This is a genomic window from Leptolyngbya sp. CCY15150 (assembly GCF_016888135.1).
Taxonomy (GTDB): domain Bacteria; phylum Cyanobacteriota; class Cyanobacteriia; order RECH01; family RECH01; genus RECH01.
This window is the reverse complement of record NZ_JACSWB010000157.1, coordinates 55,128-72,374: the sequence shown is the minus strand read 5'-3', so window position 1 is coordinate 72,374 and position 17,247 is coordinate 55,128. Positions and strand designations below refer to the sequence as shown.

Below are 17,247 nucleotides of genomic sequence, written 5' to 3'. Positions count from 1 at the left end.
CGCCCTACTTCGCCTCCATCCAATTCTTCCCAGAGCGAATCTCCGCCACCAGCGGCACCTTCAGATCGACTGCCGACTCCATAATGCTCTGAATTTGGGGCGATACCTCCTCCCATTCCTGGGGCGGCACTTCAAACACCAGTTCGTCATGCACCTGCAGCAGCATCTGGGTTTGATAAGGCTTTAGATAGTCATGGAGCCGTACCATGGCAATTTTAATAATATCCGCGCTCGATCCTTGAATCGGTGCATTGGCAGCCGCTCGAAGCTGCTGGGCATCATACATACCAGGAGACTTGATGCCATTGAGATCAATGGCACTGGGATCACTACCCCGTAGACTGTTCAGGTGTCGATTATCAAAGTCGAAGTAGCGCCGTCGTCCTAGGATTGTTTTTACATAACCATGGGCGATCGCTTCTTGCTGCATTTGTTGAAGGTAAGCAAAGACTAAAGGATAGCGATCGTTGAAGCGATCGATAAATAACTTCGCCTCCGTACGGCTCACGCCAGCTTCACGGGCAAAGCGAGTAGCCCCCATCCCGTAGATGACGCCAAAGTTAATGATTTTACCTAACCGCCGTTCTTCCGATGAAATCGTCTCCTTCTCTAGCAGCAGTTGTGCTGTTAGGGTATGCACATCCTGACGGTTTCGGTAGGCATCGATTAACACTGGTTCACCGCTGAGATGCGCTAGGATACGTAGCTCAATTTGGGAATAGTCAGCAGCGGCTAAGATCCAACCCGGCTCAGGGATAAATGCGGCCCGAATTTTGCGACTGAAGGCCGTACGAATCGGAATATTTTGCAGGTTGGGATGGGACGATGAGAGGCGACCCGTGGCGGTAATCGCTTGGTTAAAATCAGTATGCACCCGTTGCGTATCGGCATTGACAAGGGCAGGTAGAGCATCTACGTAGGTAGATTTAAGCTTAGACAAGGTACGATGTTCGAGGATACAGTCGATGATGGGATCTTCGCCCTGAAGTTTTTCTAATGTCGCAGCATCGGTAGAATAGCCAGTCTTAATTTTGCGAGATTTCTTGGTACTCAGCCCTCGCTTTTCAAATAACAGTTCACTGAGCTGTTTGGGAGAGCCGAGATTGAATTGATATCCAGCTATCTTGTAGGCTTGTCGTTCAATGGCAGCTAGATCTTGTTCAAGCTGTTGGGAAAAAATATGTAGATACTCTTGATCAATGTGAATACCTCGATCTTCCATCTCAGCCAGAACAGATTCTAGCGGCACTTCTACGGTGCGCAGCAAAGTTTCCAGATCCGGCGTTTCCTTAAGGTGCGATCGCAAAATATCTGTCAGACGAAACGTGGTGAGCACATCGGTACCGCAGTAATTGGCCACCGATTGGATGGCAATATCTGCAATCGTCTTGCCTTTAGGAACGAGATCTTTGTAGCTTTGGGCGGTGCTGTCGAGATAGCGGAGGGTGAGGTCACTCAGGTTGTGGCTATGCTCTGGATTGATCACATAGCTCGCCAGCATCGTGTCAAACACTACACCAGATAAGTTAATACCCTGGTGCTTCAGAATTAGCCGATCGAACTTAGCATTTTGCAGAACTTTAGGATAGGCAGGATCTTCTAAAATGGGTCGCAGAGCATTCAGGGTTGCCGTAAGGTCTAAATTATCGCCCTGGGTATGACCTAGGGGAATGTAGGCCACATCAGAAGGGCGATCGCCCCAGCAACAGCCAATACCCACCAGTTTGGCCAAGCGTGGATCCAAGTCGGTGGTTTCCGTATCCCAAGCCACAGGGCGATCGGGGTCAGTACAGGTTTTCAGGTGATTGATCAGGGCATTGAGCGTCGCGGGGGCGCTAATGACTTGGGGCAACACCACAACCTGCTGGATCTGCTGGCTTTCCTGGGTCTCGGCGGCGCTAAAAAACCAGGTATCGCCATCATCCGCTGTGGGACTGGTGTTGAGACGATCGTCGGAACTATCAGCCGTGACCTCGGGGTATGCCAAATCATCGGTTCCCCCCAGCACCTGCTGTAGGGCGGGCAGATCGCGCAGAATATGGCGCAGCTCTAACCGCTCTAGGAGTGGACGGATGCGATCGCTCTTAAAGCCCGTTAGTTGGCAGTCGTCTAAGCCATGGTCAATGGGCACATTGAGATGAATCTGCGCCATAAACTGGGAATGCTGCGCCGCCTCTCGTCCTTCTTCCAGCTTCTTGCGAGTTGCGCCCTTAATTTGGTCGAGGTTGGCATAGACCTGTTCTAGGGTGCCAAATTCTTCTAGCAGCTTCACCGCCGTCTTCGCCCCAATGCCGCGCACACCAGGAATATTGTCCGACGAATCACCGCAAAGGGCTTTGTAATCCACTACTTGCTCGGGCGTCACGCCCAATTTTTCCATCACCTGGGTGGGGCCATATTCCGTTCCGCCAGCCGGGGTATTGCGGGCAAAGGCATTGCTCAAATACAGCACGCTCACGCCTTGCTCATCACTGCGCTCGGCAGATACCAACTGAAAGAGATCGCGATCGCCACTGAGAATCTTCACCCGGTAGCCGGCCTCTTTGCCTTGGATAGCTAAGGTACCAATCACATCATCAGCTTCGTAGCCGGTCGCCGTGACAATCGTCAGGTTCATCGCCGCTAGGATCTCTTGCAAATTGGCGATATCGGGAATGAAGTCGTCAGGGGTTTCTGCCCGCCCAGCTTTGTAGGTATCGTCGGCTTCATGGCGGAAGGTGGGGGTGCTCAAGTCAAAGGCGATCGCGACGTGGGTGGGCTGCTGAGCTTTGAGCATATCGATCAACGATTTGAGAAAGCCAAAGCACACACTGGTGGGGATGCCGGTGGAGGTGCGCAGACCGCCATCGCGCCCGTTGGCATGGGCATAGTACGACCGAAACGCCAGGGAATGACCATCAACCAAGATTAAGAGCGGGGTGGAGCGATCGCTGGACATAGAACCTTTACTCGAAAAAACCAAGATACCAGAGGTTGGGCGGATACAAGCTGTCTGTGACCGATGCTAGTGCTGTCATCCTGAAGGATGCTAACAGATTTGACCGGCAATTGATCGTATAGTACAATTGAACCATGCCATGGGAATTAATGAACCCGATTCAATGTAAAAATAATCTATCCCCAAGGTTGAACCCCATTCACCCTTGGGGGAACCGATCCTCTCTGATGGAAGACGTCGCTAAGCTCACATCAGGAAATCTGTAGCTAAACCATTGAACCACCGCGTTGCCCCCAGGCATGGCCCTAAACTGGAGCTAGTTTATTGCCGGTGGTGCCCTAATCCCATGTCAGCCCTTGCCTCCGATCTCCAATCAACGTCTTTACCGGATGCCTCCGATATCCGGTTGCTCGTGCTCGATATTGACGGGACGATCTCCGGTGAATCCAACACCATTCGCCCCGCTGTCCTAGAAGCGATCCGCGCCGTTCAAGCCAAGGGCATTCAAGTGGCGATCGCTACAGGACGGATGTATTGTGCCGCCCTGCGGTTCTACGAAGCCGTGGGATCGACCCTGCCGCTGCTGTCCTACCAAGGCGCTTATGTTAAAGAACCCAAGACCGGCGTGGTTCACCATCACTGGCCCGTCGCTCGCCATACCGCTGAGCAATTGCTGGACTACTTCGAGGATGTAGAACGCCAGGCTGATCTCAACACCCCCCTTTCCATTCACTTCTACATCAACGATCGCCTCTACGTGCGGGACATGACCCCCGAAACGGCCGCCTATGCTGAACGAAGTGGGGTGACGCCCAATGTTGTGGGCGATCTGCGCCAAGTTCTGACCGACGACCCCACCAAGGTGCTAGCCCTCAGCCATGATCCCTTGCTGATCGACCAACTGCTCGATTCCCTGCGCCAGCGCTACACCCCCGCCGAACTCTATTTCACCAAGTCTGTGGCCACCTTTTTTGAGGCGGCCAATCCCCAAGTGAACAAGGGCGTGGCCGTGCGCTACCTGGCCGAGCAACTGCTGGGCCTTTCTGCCGCCCAGGTGATGACCATTGGCGATAATTTCAACGATGTGGAAATGCTGGACTATGCGCAGATTGGCATCGCCATGGGCAATGCTCCAGAAGCTGTGCAGGCTTTTGCTGATTGGACAACCGCCGATGTTGAAGAGGACGGAGTGGCGATCGCCCTAGAGAAATTTCTATTGTGAGGATGCTGGAATCCTAAAGATTCCTAGAAAACAGAAAGGGCATCGACGACTGACCGTGTTTCGTCTCGATGCCCTCGCTGGTTCGCTCCTCACACATTAGTGAGTGTACAAGACTTGTTTAGATTTGTCACTCATGCGTCGATAATATGACAATGTTATGACATTTTCACGGGGCTGGGATCGCCACAGAGTAGGTATTCTAGCCCAATGTAAAAATCTTTTGAATCACCTTGAAGCGCCTGGATAGAAGCCGATCATGGATGTAGCCTGTCGTGTCTTTGTCTATGGAACCCTGAAACCGGGGGGATATTACTACGCGGACTACTGTGCTCCTAGCGTCATCGCCGTCCAGGCAGCGATCGCTTGGGGCAGGCTCTACCATCTGCCCATGGGCTACCCGGCACTCACGGAGGGCGATCGCCCTGTTCAAGGTTCCCTACTGACCTTTGCCAGTGCCGAGATTTTAGACCAATTAGACGATCTAGAGGGCTATGATCCCCAGCGATCGCCCTTGGAGAATGAGTATGAACGTCGGACAACAGAAGTCTTTGGCAGCAATCGTCAATCCTTGGGGCTAGCCTGGAGCTATTGGATGACCGAGGCGCAGGTGCAGCAGTGGCGCGGTGTCCTCTGTGAGGACAATGTCTGGAATGGTAATCAGGCACCTGATTGACGGACAAAACTCCTGCGATCTTGATTCTCTCGTCGTTTGGGTTAGCGTCAGCGTAACCCAACGGAATCTAAGCTGGTACTGGGTTTGACATGGGTCAACCTAGCCTAGACAAAAAGATGGGTCAGTCAACCCGGTAACCCGCCTATGTGCTGAGACGGGTTACCGGGTGTGTCCTGGAATTCCTTTTCGTTTTTCTGTCTTCGTTCTTCTGTCTTGCGATACTAGGTAGACATAATTGATATTAATTTATGCTTAATTTTTTATGGAATGAAGGATTGAGAGAGGCGATCGCTGCAAGTCTTTAATTACCATAAAAGAGTTCGGCAACTAGAGGATAGCAAACTTATAATAGAGGGCGTAATTGACATCATGAGGTCATCAATCCTTGAACGTCCTCGCATCGTAGATCTAGGATCTTCTATGCCATACTGCGGATTCTTTATATGCTTGAAATTCTAACAGAAACAGTGGCGCTAAACCATAGACATAAAGCGGCTTTGAAGCAATGTCTGGATGATAAGCACAGGGAGTTCTAAGCCATGATTGTGAGAAAAGTCTGTTCTAGAATTAAGCTCTGAAACATTGTAAAACTCTAGATTTTTCCATAGATCATCGCATGTCCGTGAGTACGTTGTTAATTCTTTCTTAACTGTTGTTCAGAGCACATGTTTACGCTGGTTCTTGCGGTTAACTAAGGGCGATCGCTGCATGATTTAACACCACGCTAACCTCAACCACCATTTCCCAGACGATACCTGGAGAGCCTTTATGACGATCTCGAATCTACTTGCAACCCCCATGTCCGTTACGAACTCAGACGAGCTGGAAACATTGGTTCAGTCCGTCAAGGCGGCTCAAGAAACCTACTCCAAGTTTACGCAGGAGCAGGTCGATGTCATCTTCAAGCAAGCGGCTCTGGCTGCCAACACCGCCCGCATCCCCCTAGCCAAGCTAGCGGTGGAGGAAACCGGCATGGGCGTTGTGGAAGACAAGGTGATCAAAAATCACTTTGCTTCGGAGATGATTTACAACAAGTACAAGAACGAAAGAACCTGCGGTGTGATCGAATCAGATCCGTCCTTTGGCTTTCAGCGCATTGCTGAGCCCGTGGGCATCCTAGCCGGCATTGTCCCCACCACCAACCCCACCTCTACGGCGATCTTTAAGGCCCTGCTAGCCCTCAAAACCCGCAACGCCATTATCTTCTCGCCCCATCCTCGCGCTAAAGGCTGCACCATTGCCGCCGCCCGAATTGTCCTAGAAGCAGCCGTGAAAGCCGGAGCCCCAGAGCATATCATCGGCTGGATTGATGAACCAACCGTTCCCCTCTCGCAACAGTTGATGCAGCATCCCGATGTGAAGCTGATCTTGGCGACCGGCGGGCCGGGTATGGTCAAGGCAGCCTACTCTTCGGGCAATCCATCTCTCGGCGTGGGAGCCGGCAACACCCCAGCGGTGATTGATGAAACCTGTCATATCAAGATGGCGGTCAGCTCTATTCTGATCAGCAAGACCTTCGATAACGGCATGATCTGCGCCAGTGAGCAGTCCGTCGTGGTGGTGGATTCGGTCTATGATCAGGTGCGCCAAGAGTTTCTCGAACGCGGTGCCTATATTCTCAATGAAGAGGAACGGCAGAAGGTTGGCAACATTATCTTGGTGAATGGTCGTTTGAATGCGGCGATCGTGGGGCAGCCCGTTGATGTCCTGGCAGATCTAGCCGGCATCGAGCAAGCCAAGGGAGCTCGGGTTTTGATTGGTGAAGTGGAAGCGATCGCCCCCGAGGAACCCTTTGCCTATGAAAAACTATCGCCGATCCTCGCCATGTATCGGGCGTCAGACTTTTCGGAAGCGGTCACCAAGGCGGAAGCGCTGATTGCCTTTGGGGGGCATGGCCATACCTCCGTTCTCTACACCCATCCCAACAACGAAGACCGAATTCGCCAGTTTAAGTCTCATCTGGAAACCGCGCGGGTTTTGATCAATACGCCAGCCTCCCAAGGGGCGATCGGTGATCTGTATAACTTCCAGCTCGATCCATCCTTGACCCTAGGATGCGGCACCTGGGGCGGAAACTCTGTTTCCGAAAACGTTGCGCCCCACCATTTGCTCAACATTAAAACCGTGACGGAACGTCGGGAGAATATGTTGTGGTTCCGTGTGCCGCCCAAGGTGTACTTCCGCTGTGGAGCCTTACCCGTTGCCCTCAAGGAACTCGCGGGCAAAAAGCGAGCCTTCATCATCACCGATAAACCTCTCTACAACCTAGGCATCACAGAAAGTGTGACGGAAGTATTGGAGGAAATTGGGCTGAAGCACCAAACCTTCTATGATGTTGAGCCTGATCCATCCCTATCGACTGTCATGAAAGGGGTGGCGGTGATGAATAGCTTCCAGCCCGATGTGATTATTGCCATTGGCGGTGGATCACCGATGGATGCGGCTAAGGTGATGTGGCTGATGTATGAACATCCGGAAATCCAGTTTGATGGACTGGCCATGCGGTTTATGGATATCCGCAAACGCGTCTATGAACTGCCGCCCTTGGGTGATAGAGCCATGCTAATTGCCGTGCCCACCACCTCCGGAACTGGATCTGAAGTGACGCCCTTTGCGGTGGTCACCGATGACAGCACCGGCATTAAATACCCCTTAGCGGACTATGCCCTCACCCCCAACATGGCCATCGTCGATCCGTCCTTGGTGATGCACATGCCCAAGACGCTCACGGCCTACGGTGGTGTGGATGCTCTCACCCACGCCCTAGAAGCCTATGTCTCGGTTCTAGCAACCGAGTTCACCAATGGCTTGGCCCTAGAAGCCATTCGCCTGTTGTTTAAGTACCTACCCAGCGCCTACAAAAATGGTGCCAATGATCCCAAGGCCAGGGAAAAGGTGCATTATGCAGCCACCATGGCCGGCATGGCCTTTGCCAATGCCTTTCTAGGCGTCTGCCACTCCCTAGCCCACAAGCTTGGCTCGACCTTCCATGTGCCCCATGGCTTAGCCAACGCCCTGATGATCTCCCACGTGATCCGCTATAACTCCACCGATATTCCCTTCAAGCAAGCGATCTTTCCTCAATACAAATACCCCAATGCCAAGTGGCGCTATGCCCGCATTGCCGACCATCTGCAACTAGGGGGCACCACCGAGGATGAAAAGGTTGACTTGCTGGTCAATGCTATCGAAAACCTGAAGAAAGAGCTCGATATGCCCATGACCATTAAGGAAGTCTTATCTGAGGACGAGCAGGCTTTCTATGAGCAGCTTGAAGAGATGGCCGACCAGGCCTTCGATGACCAATGTACAGGGGCCAACCCTCGCTATCCCCTGATTCGGGATATGAAGGAACTCTACGTCCTCGCTTACAAAGGCTGTCGTCTAGACTCAGTCTTGTATAACAAAGACGTCACCCCTGCCTATGCCACAGAGATGGCCGACAGAGCCACCGATCTCCAGCCAGACGTGGCGATCGCCACCTCCTAACCCAAATCTCCTAGTCTGAACGTCCTAGGCTAAGCATCGATAACCAGCGATCGCTCCTTATCTTATTCAAGGAGCGATCGCCTATTTTATAGCAGGCTCTATCAACAGCTCCCCGTCTGCATTCCTTCGGGCAGCTCTAGGGTATCGCCGATCGCATCGCCGTTATGGTAGGCCGCTAGGAGAATTTCGCTGGTTTTTCCCCAAGCGATCGCCCCTGATTGCGCTACCCCAATCGCACCGAGGTCACGCTGATGCTGCTGAGATTCCACAAACGAACGATGGAACGCATCCTCCAAAGACGCCCCGTCGGTGACCCGCACCACAATGCGCGCCGCTAAGCATTCGTCAATAATATCTTCGCCGATCCCCGTGCAGCTAATGCCAGCCCAGGCGTTGGCATAGTTGCCCGCAGGCATAGCCGAATCACTCACCCGACCAATGCGCTCAAAGCCTTTCCCACCCGTAGATGTACCTGCTGCAACATGTCCATCTTGGTCAAGGGCCACTACACCGATGGTGCCTCGTCCAGCAGAATCTTCCAGATCTGCTTCGGCAATCACCCCAGCCATATCTCTATTAAAGTTACCTGCTCGTTCCTGAATCCATTCCTGAAGGCGCAGATCGGTGAGCGGATCATGGGTAGGAATATTCAGCTCCCGCAACAGTTGAGCAGCGCCATAGTCAGACAGAACGCGATCGGCAGAATCTTGCAAAAATTGAGCTAGATAAATCGGATTTTTCAGCCGCGAAACGTTGATGACGCCGCTAAAGCTTTGGCTTGCGCCATCCATCAAGGACGCACTCATCCTTACCTGCCCATCCGACTGCAGCACCGAGCCGGTGCCAGCATTAAACCGTGGTTCATCTTCTAGAAGCTGACAGCCTAGGATCACGGCGTCCTTGGCGCTGCTTCCTCGCAGCAACTGGTCATAAACGGTTTCGACAATGTGATAGAGGGATTTACGGACAGCTTCAGCGCCGCCCTTGCCCTTGAGAGAACTGCCCGCTCCGCCATGGATAATCAGTTTGGGCTGCACCGGATGGTTTGACATAACTAGATACGTTAATTAGATACGCTGATGGGTTGACTTAGGGTTGGTCGGGAGCAGGTGGGGGAGACGGCGGGGGAGCTTGGCGGAAGAATTTGAATTTCGCGATCGCCCAGCTTGCGGCTTTGACCACTTGCGGGTGAGAATCCCGACGCGATCGCTCCAGGATAGGAATTACCTGTTCTGAGCGAATTTGCCCCAGCGATTCGACGGCAGCACAGCGCACATGAACCTGAGGATCGCGACTGAGCCGGTCTAAAACAGGAATGATGCGACGGACATCGGTGCCTACCATGCGCGAGGCCACCAATTGTCCCAGAGAGACCGCTACTTGCTCACGAATAGCAGGATCCGGTGAACTAGCATGGCAAGCGATCGAGGAACTATTGGCAAGCTGTCCCGACTGACCAAGGGCTACGAGCCGCTGTTGCAGATCGACCGCTGGGGAAACAGGGGGTGGCGTCGGTACCCTATCGACCGGTGGGTTAGCTAGCTCCGGTGGCGGACTATCACCGTTGGCGATCGCTTCGGACGGAGCCTCGGAGGTTGCCTCGGACGGTGCCTCGGGAAGTGCCTCAGGAGGTGCTGGCGCGGCGGGAGGTGCAGCTGATAGGTTTTCTAGTTGAGCCGTGAGGTGGGCAATTTCTGCCTGCAGCGATCGCACCTGGGCGTCGTGGGTCTGGGTAAGCGCTTGGATCTGGTCATCTCGCTGTTTTTGGGATTCGACCGCGAGGGCATTGACCTTGGCTTGATGGCCTTGGGTGAGCGTTTGCGCCTGGGCATCCAACTGCTTTTGATAGTCGGCCTGCAGCGATCGCACCAAATCTTGGCGACGGGCCTCCTGCTCGCGGGACACTTCCTCAAGCACCCGGTGGCTTTGCTGCAATTCCTTGGTTTTGCGATCGAGCTGGGCCTTCAGCCACAGATAGACAAGACCGGCTCCCACCAGCAGTCCGATAATGATCCCGAGAATCAATCCCATCAATCTCTCCCTTGTTCGGTTGCAATGAATTGGGGCGCGATCGCCCAACCGTACCCTAGGCGTTCCTGGGTACCCTCTTCTCAGTCTAGCTATCAGGCGGCGTCTCTAGGGTAGACCGACGACGGCGGCAGCGTTCGGAGCAATACTTCACCTCATCCCAACAGTCTGCCCACTTCTTGCGCCAGGTGAAGGGGCGTTGGCACACCGGACATACTTTGGTGGGGAGGTCTGACTTGGCACGGTTGCGTCCCATCAGCGTTGTACAGCGATCTAGATCGAGATAGGGTGGAAAGAGCTGACGTCATGATCCTAGCTTGATATCATCTCTTGTTACCGAGCTGTCTAGCCTTAGACCATGCAGGACGCCAGTTTAAATCCTAACATTGCAGAGACTCTAGACTTACCATGAAAGAGCCGGAAGATCGCTTAGCGGCGATCCGTCTTGTGCTGGTGGAACCATCGGGAGCGCTGAATATCGGCTCGATCGCCCGCGTGATGAAAAATATGGGTTTGTCGCAGTGGGTGGTGGTGCAGCCCCATTGTGACGTTCGGGGCGAGGATGCCCAACGGATGGCGGTTCATGCCTGGGATCTGCTCGATCAACTACAGGTGGTTGCCACGTTGCCAGAAGCCTTGGTGGGATGCCAGCGGGCGATCGCCACCACGGGACGAGATGACTATACCGATGTCAGCCGCTTAGAACATCCGCGCCAGGCCTTGCCTTGGCTGCTAGAGGGCGCAGACCAGATGCCGCCGGTACAGTCGGCGTTAATTTTTGGGCCGGAGGATCGAGGTCTGAGCAATACCGAACTCAACTACGCCCAGCGATGGGTGCAAATTCCCTCTAGCGATCGCTACCGATCCTTGAACCTAGCTCAGTCCGTGGCGGTCTGTTGCTATGAGCTGTATCAACTGGCGGGCTCACCGGAAACCTCGCTGGGTTCTAGGGAAGCGATCGCTGAACCGGCTGCCTCCCTGGATGCCCTCGAACGCTATTACCAAACCTTAGAAGATCTGCTGTTACGGATTGGCTATCTCTATCCCCACACCGCCGAAAGCCGCATGGCCAAAGTGCGGCGCTTGTTAAACCGTGCCTATCCATCCAGCCACGAGGTTTCCATGCTGCATGGCGTCCTGCGACAAGTTCACTGGGCGATCGCCCAAGCGGCAATACAATCTGCAGAAAAAAAGTCAGACTAGCGATCGCATTTCTAGTGTCACCCCTTATTCTTATGAGAGCGAAACGCTAAGGATGGGTGATCCTGTACCCTGTCTATAGCGCTATCTAATCCCTGCGATCGAGGAGATATTCATGGTGGAGTCTGGTCATCAATCCCGTTCATCCCGCCGCCGTCGGGTCGCGCCGCCATCAGGACAACGTTCTGCCCCAGCGGCCGGATCGGGAACAGTGGTGCCGCTACGTCGCCCGCGCCCCTCTGAACCCAGCTCGACCCGGCGAGCTGCTGCTCCTGCTGGAACCCGTCGGATGCCAGACTCTGCCCGCTCCCGCACCGCGCCCCCCAAGCGACGATCCAGGGGATGGTTATGGCGTTTGTTAGGCGGAGCATCCTCTCCTCAGCCATCCTCGTCCCAGGCCATGTCTTCTCGAACAGCGTCTTCTCGAACAGCATCTTCTCGGACATCGTCCCCTCGAACAACCTCTCCTCAGGCATCCTCCCGCTCAGCTTCCCGGACAGCGCCGCCGCGATCGCCCCGGCCAGGGTCTCCAGACCGCAACCCCACCACCGATCCACGTATGCGGCGGGTGCCGGCTCCTCAAGCCATGGCTCGAACAGCAGGAGGGCGATCGCCCCAACCGGGTCGCCCTGTGCGGCGGCGAAGCCGGCCCAATCCTGTCCTGCTTTACCTCGTGCGGCTGTTGATTCTCGTGGTAGGCATTGGCGCAATTGTCGGCACGCTGCTGTCTGTGTTTAACCCCACGGTGAACTATGCCGAGGGACAGGACACCCCAGCAGCCATGGCCGATCCTGCGGATGCATCGAGCACTAGTCTGGGGGCAACCAATCTAGCCTCGACCCTCATGCCCCTTGATCTCAATCAATCGATGATGGATCTAGAGCAGCAAGTGCGTGACCTAACGACCCCCTACCCAGACCTCACCCCCGGTGTGTTTGTTCTAGACTTCGAGACCGGCAACTACCTAGATATCAACGGACGCCAAGTCATTCCGGCCGCTAGCATCATTAAAATACCTATCCTGGTTGCTTTCTTCCAAGATGTGGATGCTGGCACCATTCAGATGACGGAAACCCTGACGCTGACAGAAGCAGACGTAGCTGAGGGATCAGGGGATCTACAATTTCACAGCGTAGGTTCCGAGTACAGCGCCCTGGAAACGGCCTCTTTGATGATTGTGATTAGCGACAATACCGCCACCAATATGCTGATTCGTCGCATGGGTGGCGCAGAAGCCCTCAACCAACGCTTCCAATCCTGGGGGCTAGAAAATACTATCCTGCGCGACTGGTTACCGGATCTAGAGGGCACCAATACCACCACCCCCTACGAAATGGTGGAACTCATGACCCGCCTGAGCCGAGGCGAATTGCTGTCCCTGCGATCGCGCGATCGCCTGTTTGACATCATGCGCCGTACCTACACCGACACCCTCATTCCTGCTGGAGTAAACGATCCCAGTGCCACCATTGCCCACAAAACGGGTGATATTGGTGCCATGGTTGGAGATGTGGGTACGGTAGACACGCCCCGTGGTACTCGCTATGGCGTTGCCGTCATGATGAGCCGTCCCCACAACGATAGTCGTGCCCAGGAACTGATTCGGTTGATCAATGGATCGATCTATGAGTACCTAACGCGATCGCCCCAGACCACCATCAATCTTGATTCCCAAACCGAAGCCACCCAGGGCGGTCAAGCCCTTCCTTCAGAAGGCGATGCCCAAATTTCTACCACGGAACCCAACCCTAATTGACCCTGATGGGTGATGAGTCTAGCGGACTGCTTCGGTTTACCCGCAATGCTCTTGGGCAAACTTCCGCACTTGATAGTGGCGAGATTCGAGCAGTTCATAGGTCGAGCCCATCGCCTGGGAAAACTCTGCCTCGACTCCCGTAAGCACAGCCTCAGGAATAGCCTGCCATTCGTCAAAGCTATTCCAGCGAATGATAGTCACCACCTCAGTGACGTCATTGGGGTTGATCAAGACGTCTTTCCCTAAAAAACCAGGATACTGAGCCAGGGTACGCGTCCAGATGGCATGATCTTGCTGTACAAATCGTTCTCGTTCACTATCGTTGACCCGGAAGCGTAACCATTCAATCTCCATGCTCACGCAGTTGATCCTTCCTATGTACTAGACAATAGTACGATAGCAATCAGGGGTGAGGAATCAGGATTATTTGGGATTCTTGGATACAGAGATAGAGGCGAGGGCTAGTATGAAGTGGGATAGGTCAGCCATCGCCCCAGCGATCGCTAACCGCTATCTCATCACATCAGCAGAGCGCACGGTTGGTTGAGAGGACCCTAGCATGGACAACAATAATCTGATTCAGCAGCTTTTAATGATCGGCATCGGGACGACGTCCTTAGTTGCTGAAAAGCTTCGAGATGTCAGCAATCAATGGGTAAAAGACGGTAAGCTAGACCCCGAGCAGGCGTCTAGTTTTGTCAATGACCTCATGCAGCAGCTTCGTTCGGAGCAGACCAATGTCGAAGCCCAGTTTGAGCGGCAGCTTCGCAATGTTCTACAAGACTTGGGCGTCCCCCGGCAGGCAGAGATGGACGAACTGCGCGGCCGCCTCGATCGCTTAGAGCGCCAGGTGCGGGATCTAGAAAATAAGCTGTGGCGTTGATGGTTCATCAGGTTGGCCGGACTGCGCCGCTCACCCTCAACACGTTGAACGACTTAAAACGGAGGAAACTCTTTTGCGCGAGATACTAATTAGCTTTGGAGTCATCGTGGCCTGCTGCCTCGTGCTTTTGGTTGCCCAGATTCGAGGCACAGGGGATGCGATCGCTGCTCCATCTCCCACACCAGAGGTGACCGTTGCCGATAGCAGCCCATCCGTTCCGGCTGAACTTAACATCGCCCAAGCTCCTAGCACCGAAGCTAGTGACTTGATGAATCCAGCAGAATCCCCCTCAGAGGTCGCCCCTGTGGCAGATAACCTAGTTACCACTGAATCTGGTCTACAGTACGTTGAACTAGTGGAAGGCACCGGTGCTATTCCCCAAACGGGTCAAACCGTGGTCGTACACTACGTTGGCACCCTAGAAGACGGTACCCAGTTTGATAGCTCCCGCGATCGCAACCGTCCCTTCTCTTTTCGGCTAGGCACCGGTCAGGTCATTCGTGGCTGGGATGAAGGTCTTTCCACCATGAGGGTTGGCGGACGTCGGCAGTTGATTATTCCTTCAGACTTAGGCTATGGAGCTCGGGGTGCTGGTGGCGTCATTCCGCCCAATGCAACCCTAGTGTTTGATGTGGAATTATTGCGGATTAGCTAGGCTGATCATCCTACTAGAATGGGGCGATCGCAAGGGGCGCGATCGCCCTAGGATATTACATTCTTTGAAGTTTTGTAGGGTTTTGCAGATTCCGCCTAGAGCCCTGCTGTACACTGAAACTCGATTGTAAAACCATCGACGTCAGCCAGATTGTATTCCAACGAATGGATCTGGTCAGACTGTTAACAGCCAATCGTTTGGAGCCTGTATATCAATGTCGCATTCCGTTAAGATCTACGACACTTGTATTGGGTGTACGCAGTGCGTCCGTGCTTGTCCTCTAGATGTTCTTGAAATGGTGCCCTGGGATGGCTGCAAAGCTGGGCAGATCGCTTCGTCTCCACGGACGGAAGACTGTGTAGGCTGTAAGCGTTGTGAAACGGCTTGCCCCACTGATTTCTTGAGCATCCGTGTTTACCTCGGCGCTGAAACGACCCGCAGTATGGGTCTGGCCTACTAATTTGTACATCTTAACTCGGGCGGATGGTTCATCCGTTTTGAGGTTTTATCACTCAACCTATAACGAATGCGGGGCACAGTCCCCGTTTTTTTTGCCTTAGGATCATGGTGAGACTAGGGTGAGCGATCGCCCACCCTGATCTACGACTACGGCAAGACCGCCTCGGTGTCTAAGCCTGCAGCAACTAGAAACTAGGGCACCAGAGAGCGATCCCTAGCGGAACATGCTGCTCACCGACGTATCTTCATGAATCCGCCACACCGTCTCTCCCAAGAGGTTGGCCACCGACAGCACCGTAAGCTGCTCGAAGTAGCGCTCTGGAGACACTGGAATGGTGTTGGTGACAATCACCTCTTCAAAAATTCCGCTGGAGAGCCGCTGAACCGCTGGTGGGGAAAACACCGCATGGGTGGCGCAGGCGTAGACCCGACGCGCTCCCTCATGGCGCAACATCCGACCAGCTTCACAGATGGTGCCAGCGGTGTCGATCATGTCATCCACCAAAATGGCCGTTTTGCCCGCCACATCACCAATGATATTCATCACCTCCGCCACGTTATGGGCCTGCCGGCGTTTATCGACGATGGCAAGGGGAGCATCATTGAGCTTCTTGGCAAAAGCCCGAGCCCGAGCCACCCCACCCACATCGGGCGAGACCACCACCACATCGGACAGATCTTTCCGAGCCAGATACTCCAAGATCACCGGAGAACCATAGACATGGTCAAAGGGAATATCAAAGTAGCCTTGGATCTGGGCAGAGTGTAGATCCATGGCCAAAATGCGCCCTGCTCCCGCCTTGGTAATCAAGTTGGCGACGAGCTTCGCGGTAATCGATTCTCGTCCGGCGGTTTTGCGGTCGGCGCGGGCATAGCCATAGTAGGGGATCACGGCGGTAATTTGCCGGGCGGATGCCCGACGGCAGGCGTCAATCATGATCAACAGCTCCATCAAATGGTCATTGACCGGATGGCAGGTGGGCTGGATCAGATAGACATCACACCCTCGGATCGATTCCTGAATTTGGACATACAGTTCGCCATCGGCAAACTGTTTTCTCACCATGGGGCCTAAGTCCATGCCCAGATAGCGGGCAACTTCTTCGGCAAGCAGCACATTCGATGAGCCAGCAAACAGACGCAGTCGGCTGTTCTCAGAGAAGGTGTGCAACGAGGTCTGAAGGGGAAGAGTAGCAGAGTGAATCACGATGAGCCCTCGAAGTGTCAGAGTCAGTGCAGGACAGTACGTTGGAGATGGGGAGGGCCGCAGTCAGCGATCGCCGCCCCCACCGCGTTGGATCTCAGCGGCATGTCCCATACTTGGGGCATCTAGCCGCTTGGGCTGTGGATAGGCTTACGAGTGCCAGAGTGAACAGTGACTGTCCTGATGGCATTTGAGGTTAGGCTATGCAAGCCTACCATTCCTAAGGAATGGCACGAAATAGGGTTTTCACGAGATTATTTAAGAACAGCTTTAGCGTTTTATAAATACATGGAACCTAGAGGCGCTGGTTAGGCTAGAGTTGAGCACAGTCCAGCATCAATAACTGGGGTAGTGAGATGGCAATGGGTCACTGGCTTGTAACCTTAGCGTTTAAACTCAGTTACCTGGTACAGATTATACTGTGCGATCGCTAGGATCCAACAGGCTCTTACTCCGTCAACTGGCTGAACATGGCGGATCAAATCTGAGAGGAATGACCGATCTTAAGTCTGCACCTAGGCTTGCGCTAAACGGCCGTTTGATGCTGGCTCGGACTTCAAATTTTCTTATCGTAGAGTTTCGCGGCTGCCCTCAAGAGCACGGAATTGCCGAGACGCAAATTCAAGATAGGGAAGCGCTCGCTGCGGAGCATGACGGTCTAAAAAATAGAGCGCCTGCTCCATGGCGGCATGGGCTAGAGCAACTTGTTGCTGCTGAGTGGATGGCATATGATCCTCCGT

General features: G+C 53.9%; 16 protein-coding genes. 8 read left to right on the top strand and 8 right to left on the bottom strand.

Going from position 1 to position 17,247, the window contains the following annotated elements; genetic code table 11:
• Nucleotides 1-4 precede the first annotated feature (4 nt).
• Nucleotides 5-2,938, bottom strand: a complete 2,934-nt coding sequence (gene polA, locus JUJ53_RS07940) for a DNA polymerase I (RefSeq protein ID WP_204151460.1) — start codon at nt 2,936-2,938, stop codon at nt 5-7.
• A gap of 346 nt (nt 2,939-3,284) precedes the next feature.
• On the opposite strand from polA, the gene JUJ53_RS07935 reads away from it, so the two are divergent.
• The 3 genes from JUJ53_RS07935 to adhE all read left to right on the top strand — a co-directional run bounded on the left by JUJ53_RS07935 (nt 3,285) and on the right by adhE (nt 8,322).
• Complete coding sequence (locus JUJ53_RS07935) at nt 3,285-4,160, top strand: Cof-type HAD-IIB family hydrolase (RefSeq protein WP_204151459.1); 876 nt, start codon at nt 3,285-3,287, stop codon at nt 4,158-4,160.
• A 256-nt stretch (nt 4,161-4,416) separates the two neighbouring features.
• A complete protein-coding gene (locus tag JUJ53_RS07930; RefSeq protein ID WP_204151458.1) occupies nt 4,417-4,833 on the top strand; it encodes a gamma-glutamylcyclotransferase family protein in 417 nt (138 codons plus the stop codon).
• Nucleotides 4,834-5,631: 798 nt separating this feature from the next.
• The gene (adhE, locus tag JUJ53_RS07925; protein ID WP_204151457.1) at nt 5,632-8,322 is read left to right on the top strand and encodes a bifunctional acetaldehyde-CoA/alcohol dehydrogenase; all 2,691 of its coding nucleotides are present in this window, start codon (nt 5,632-5,634) and stop codon (nt 8,320-8,322) included.
• A gap of 101 nt (nt 8,323-8,423) precedes the next feature.
• Here the strand turns inward: adhE and JUJ53_RS07920 are convergent, their stop codons facing one another.
• From JUJ53_RS07920 to JUJ53_RS07910, 3 genes are all read right to left on the bottom strand, one after another.
• Entirely contained in the window at nt 8,424-9,374 is a 951-nt protein-coding gene (locus JUJ53_RS07920) for an isoaspartyl peptidase/L-asparaginase (protein ID WP_239124872.1), read from the bottom strand.
• 37 nt (nt 9,375-9,411) lie between these two features.
• Entirely contained in the window at nt 9,412-10,353 is a 942-nt protein-coding gene (locus JUJ53_RS07915; protein WP_204151456.1) for a HEAT repeat domain-containing protein, read from the bottom strand.
• A gap of 85 nt (nt 10,354-10,438) precedes the next feature.
• Complete coding sequence (locus JUJ53_RS07910) at nt 10,439-10,606, bottom strand: DUF2256 domain-containing protein (RefSeq protein WP_204151455.1); 168 nt, start codon at nt 10,604-10,606, stop codon at nt 10,439-10,441.
• Between the two features lie 152 nt (nt 10,607-10,758).
• On the opposite strand from JUJ53_RS07910, the gene JUJ53_RS07905 reads away from it, so the two are divergent.
• On the top strand, nt 10,759-11,553 hold the full coding sequence (locus JUJ53_RS07905) for an RNA methyltransferase (RefSeq protein WP_204151454.1): 795 nt from the start codon (nt 10,759-10,761) through the stop codon (nt 11,551-11,553).
• 129 nt (nt 11,554-11,682) lie between these two features.
• Here the strand turns inward: JUJ53_RS07905 and JUJ53_RS07900 are convergent, their stop codons facing one another.
• Entirely contained in the window at nt 11,683-11,877 is a 195-nt protein-coding gene (locus JUJ53_RS07900) for a hypothetical protein (RefSeq protein ID WP_204151453.1), read from the bottom strand.
• Between the two features lie 73 nt (nt 11,878-11,950).
• Here JUJ53_RS07900 and JUJ53_RS07895 point away from each other — a divergent pair, with 73 nt between their 5' ends.
• A complete protein-coding gene (locus JUJ53_RS07895; protein ID WP_204151452.1) occupies nt 11,951-13,306 on the top strand; it encodes a serine hydrolase in 1,356 nt (451 codons plus the stop codon).
• 36 nt (nt 13,307-13,342) lie between these two features.
• On the opposite strand, the gene JUJ53_RS07890 is transcribed toward JUJ53_RS07895, so the two are convergent.
• Entirely contained in the window at nt 13,343-13,660 is a 318-nt protein-coding gene (locus tag JUJ53_RS07890) for a TIGR03792 family protein (RefSeq protein ID WP_204151568.1), read from the bottom strand.
• 205 nt (nt 13,661-13,865) lie between these two features.
• Between JUJ53_RS07890 and JUJ53_RS07885 the strand changes: the two genes are divergently transcribed.
• From JUJ53_RS07885 to psaC, 3 genes are all read left to right on the top strand, one after another.
• Entirely contained in the window at nt 13,866-14,189 is a 324-nt protein-coding gene (locus JUJ53_RS07885) for a phasin family protein (RefSeq protein WP_204151451.1), read from the top strand.
• Nucleotides 14,190-14,262: 73 nt separating this feature from the next.
• Nucleotides 14,263-14,844 carry an FKBP-type peptidyl-prolyl cis-trans isomerase gene (locus JUJ53_RS07880; RefSeq protein WP_204151450.1) on the top strand — a complete coding sequence of 194 codons (582 nt, stop codon included), beginning with the start codon at nt 14,263-14,265 and terminating at the stop codon, nt 14,842-14,844.
• A gap of 214 nt (nt 14,845-15,058) precedes the next feature.
• Nucleotides 15,059-15,304 carry a photosystem I iron-sulfur center protein PsaC gene (gene psaC, locus JUJ53_RS07875; RefSeq protein WP_012307203.1) on the top strand — a complete coding sequence of 82 codons (246 nt, stop codon included), beginning with the start codon at nt 15,059-15,061 and terminating at the stop codon, nt 15,302-15,304.
• Between the two features lie 213 nt (nt 15,305-15,517).
• On the opposite strand, the gene JUJ53_RS07870 is transcribed toward psaC, so the two are convergent.
• Both JUJ53_RS07870 and JUJ53_RS07865 read right to left on the bottom strand, forming a co-directional pair.
• Nucleotides 15,518-16,510, bottom strand: coding sequence for a ribose-phosphate pyrophosphokinase (locus tag JUJ53_RS07870; protein ID WP_204151449.1), 993 nt, complete (start codon nt 16,508-16,510; stop codon nt 15,518-15,520).
• A gap of 563 nt (nt 16,511-17,073) precedes the next feature.
• Nucleotides 17,074-17,235, bottom strand: coding sequence for a hypothetical protein (locus JUJ53_RS07865; protein WP_204151448.1), 162 nt, complete (start codon nt 17,233-17,235; stop codon nt 17,074-17,076).
• Between the last annotated feature and the right edge of the window lie 12 nt (nt 17,236-17,247).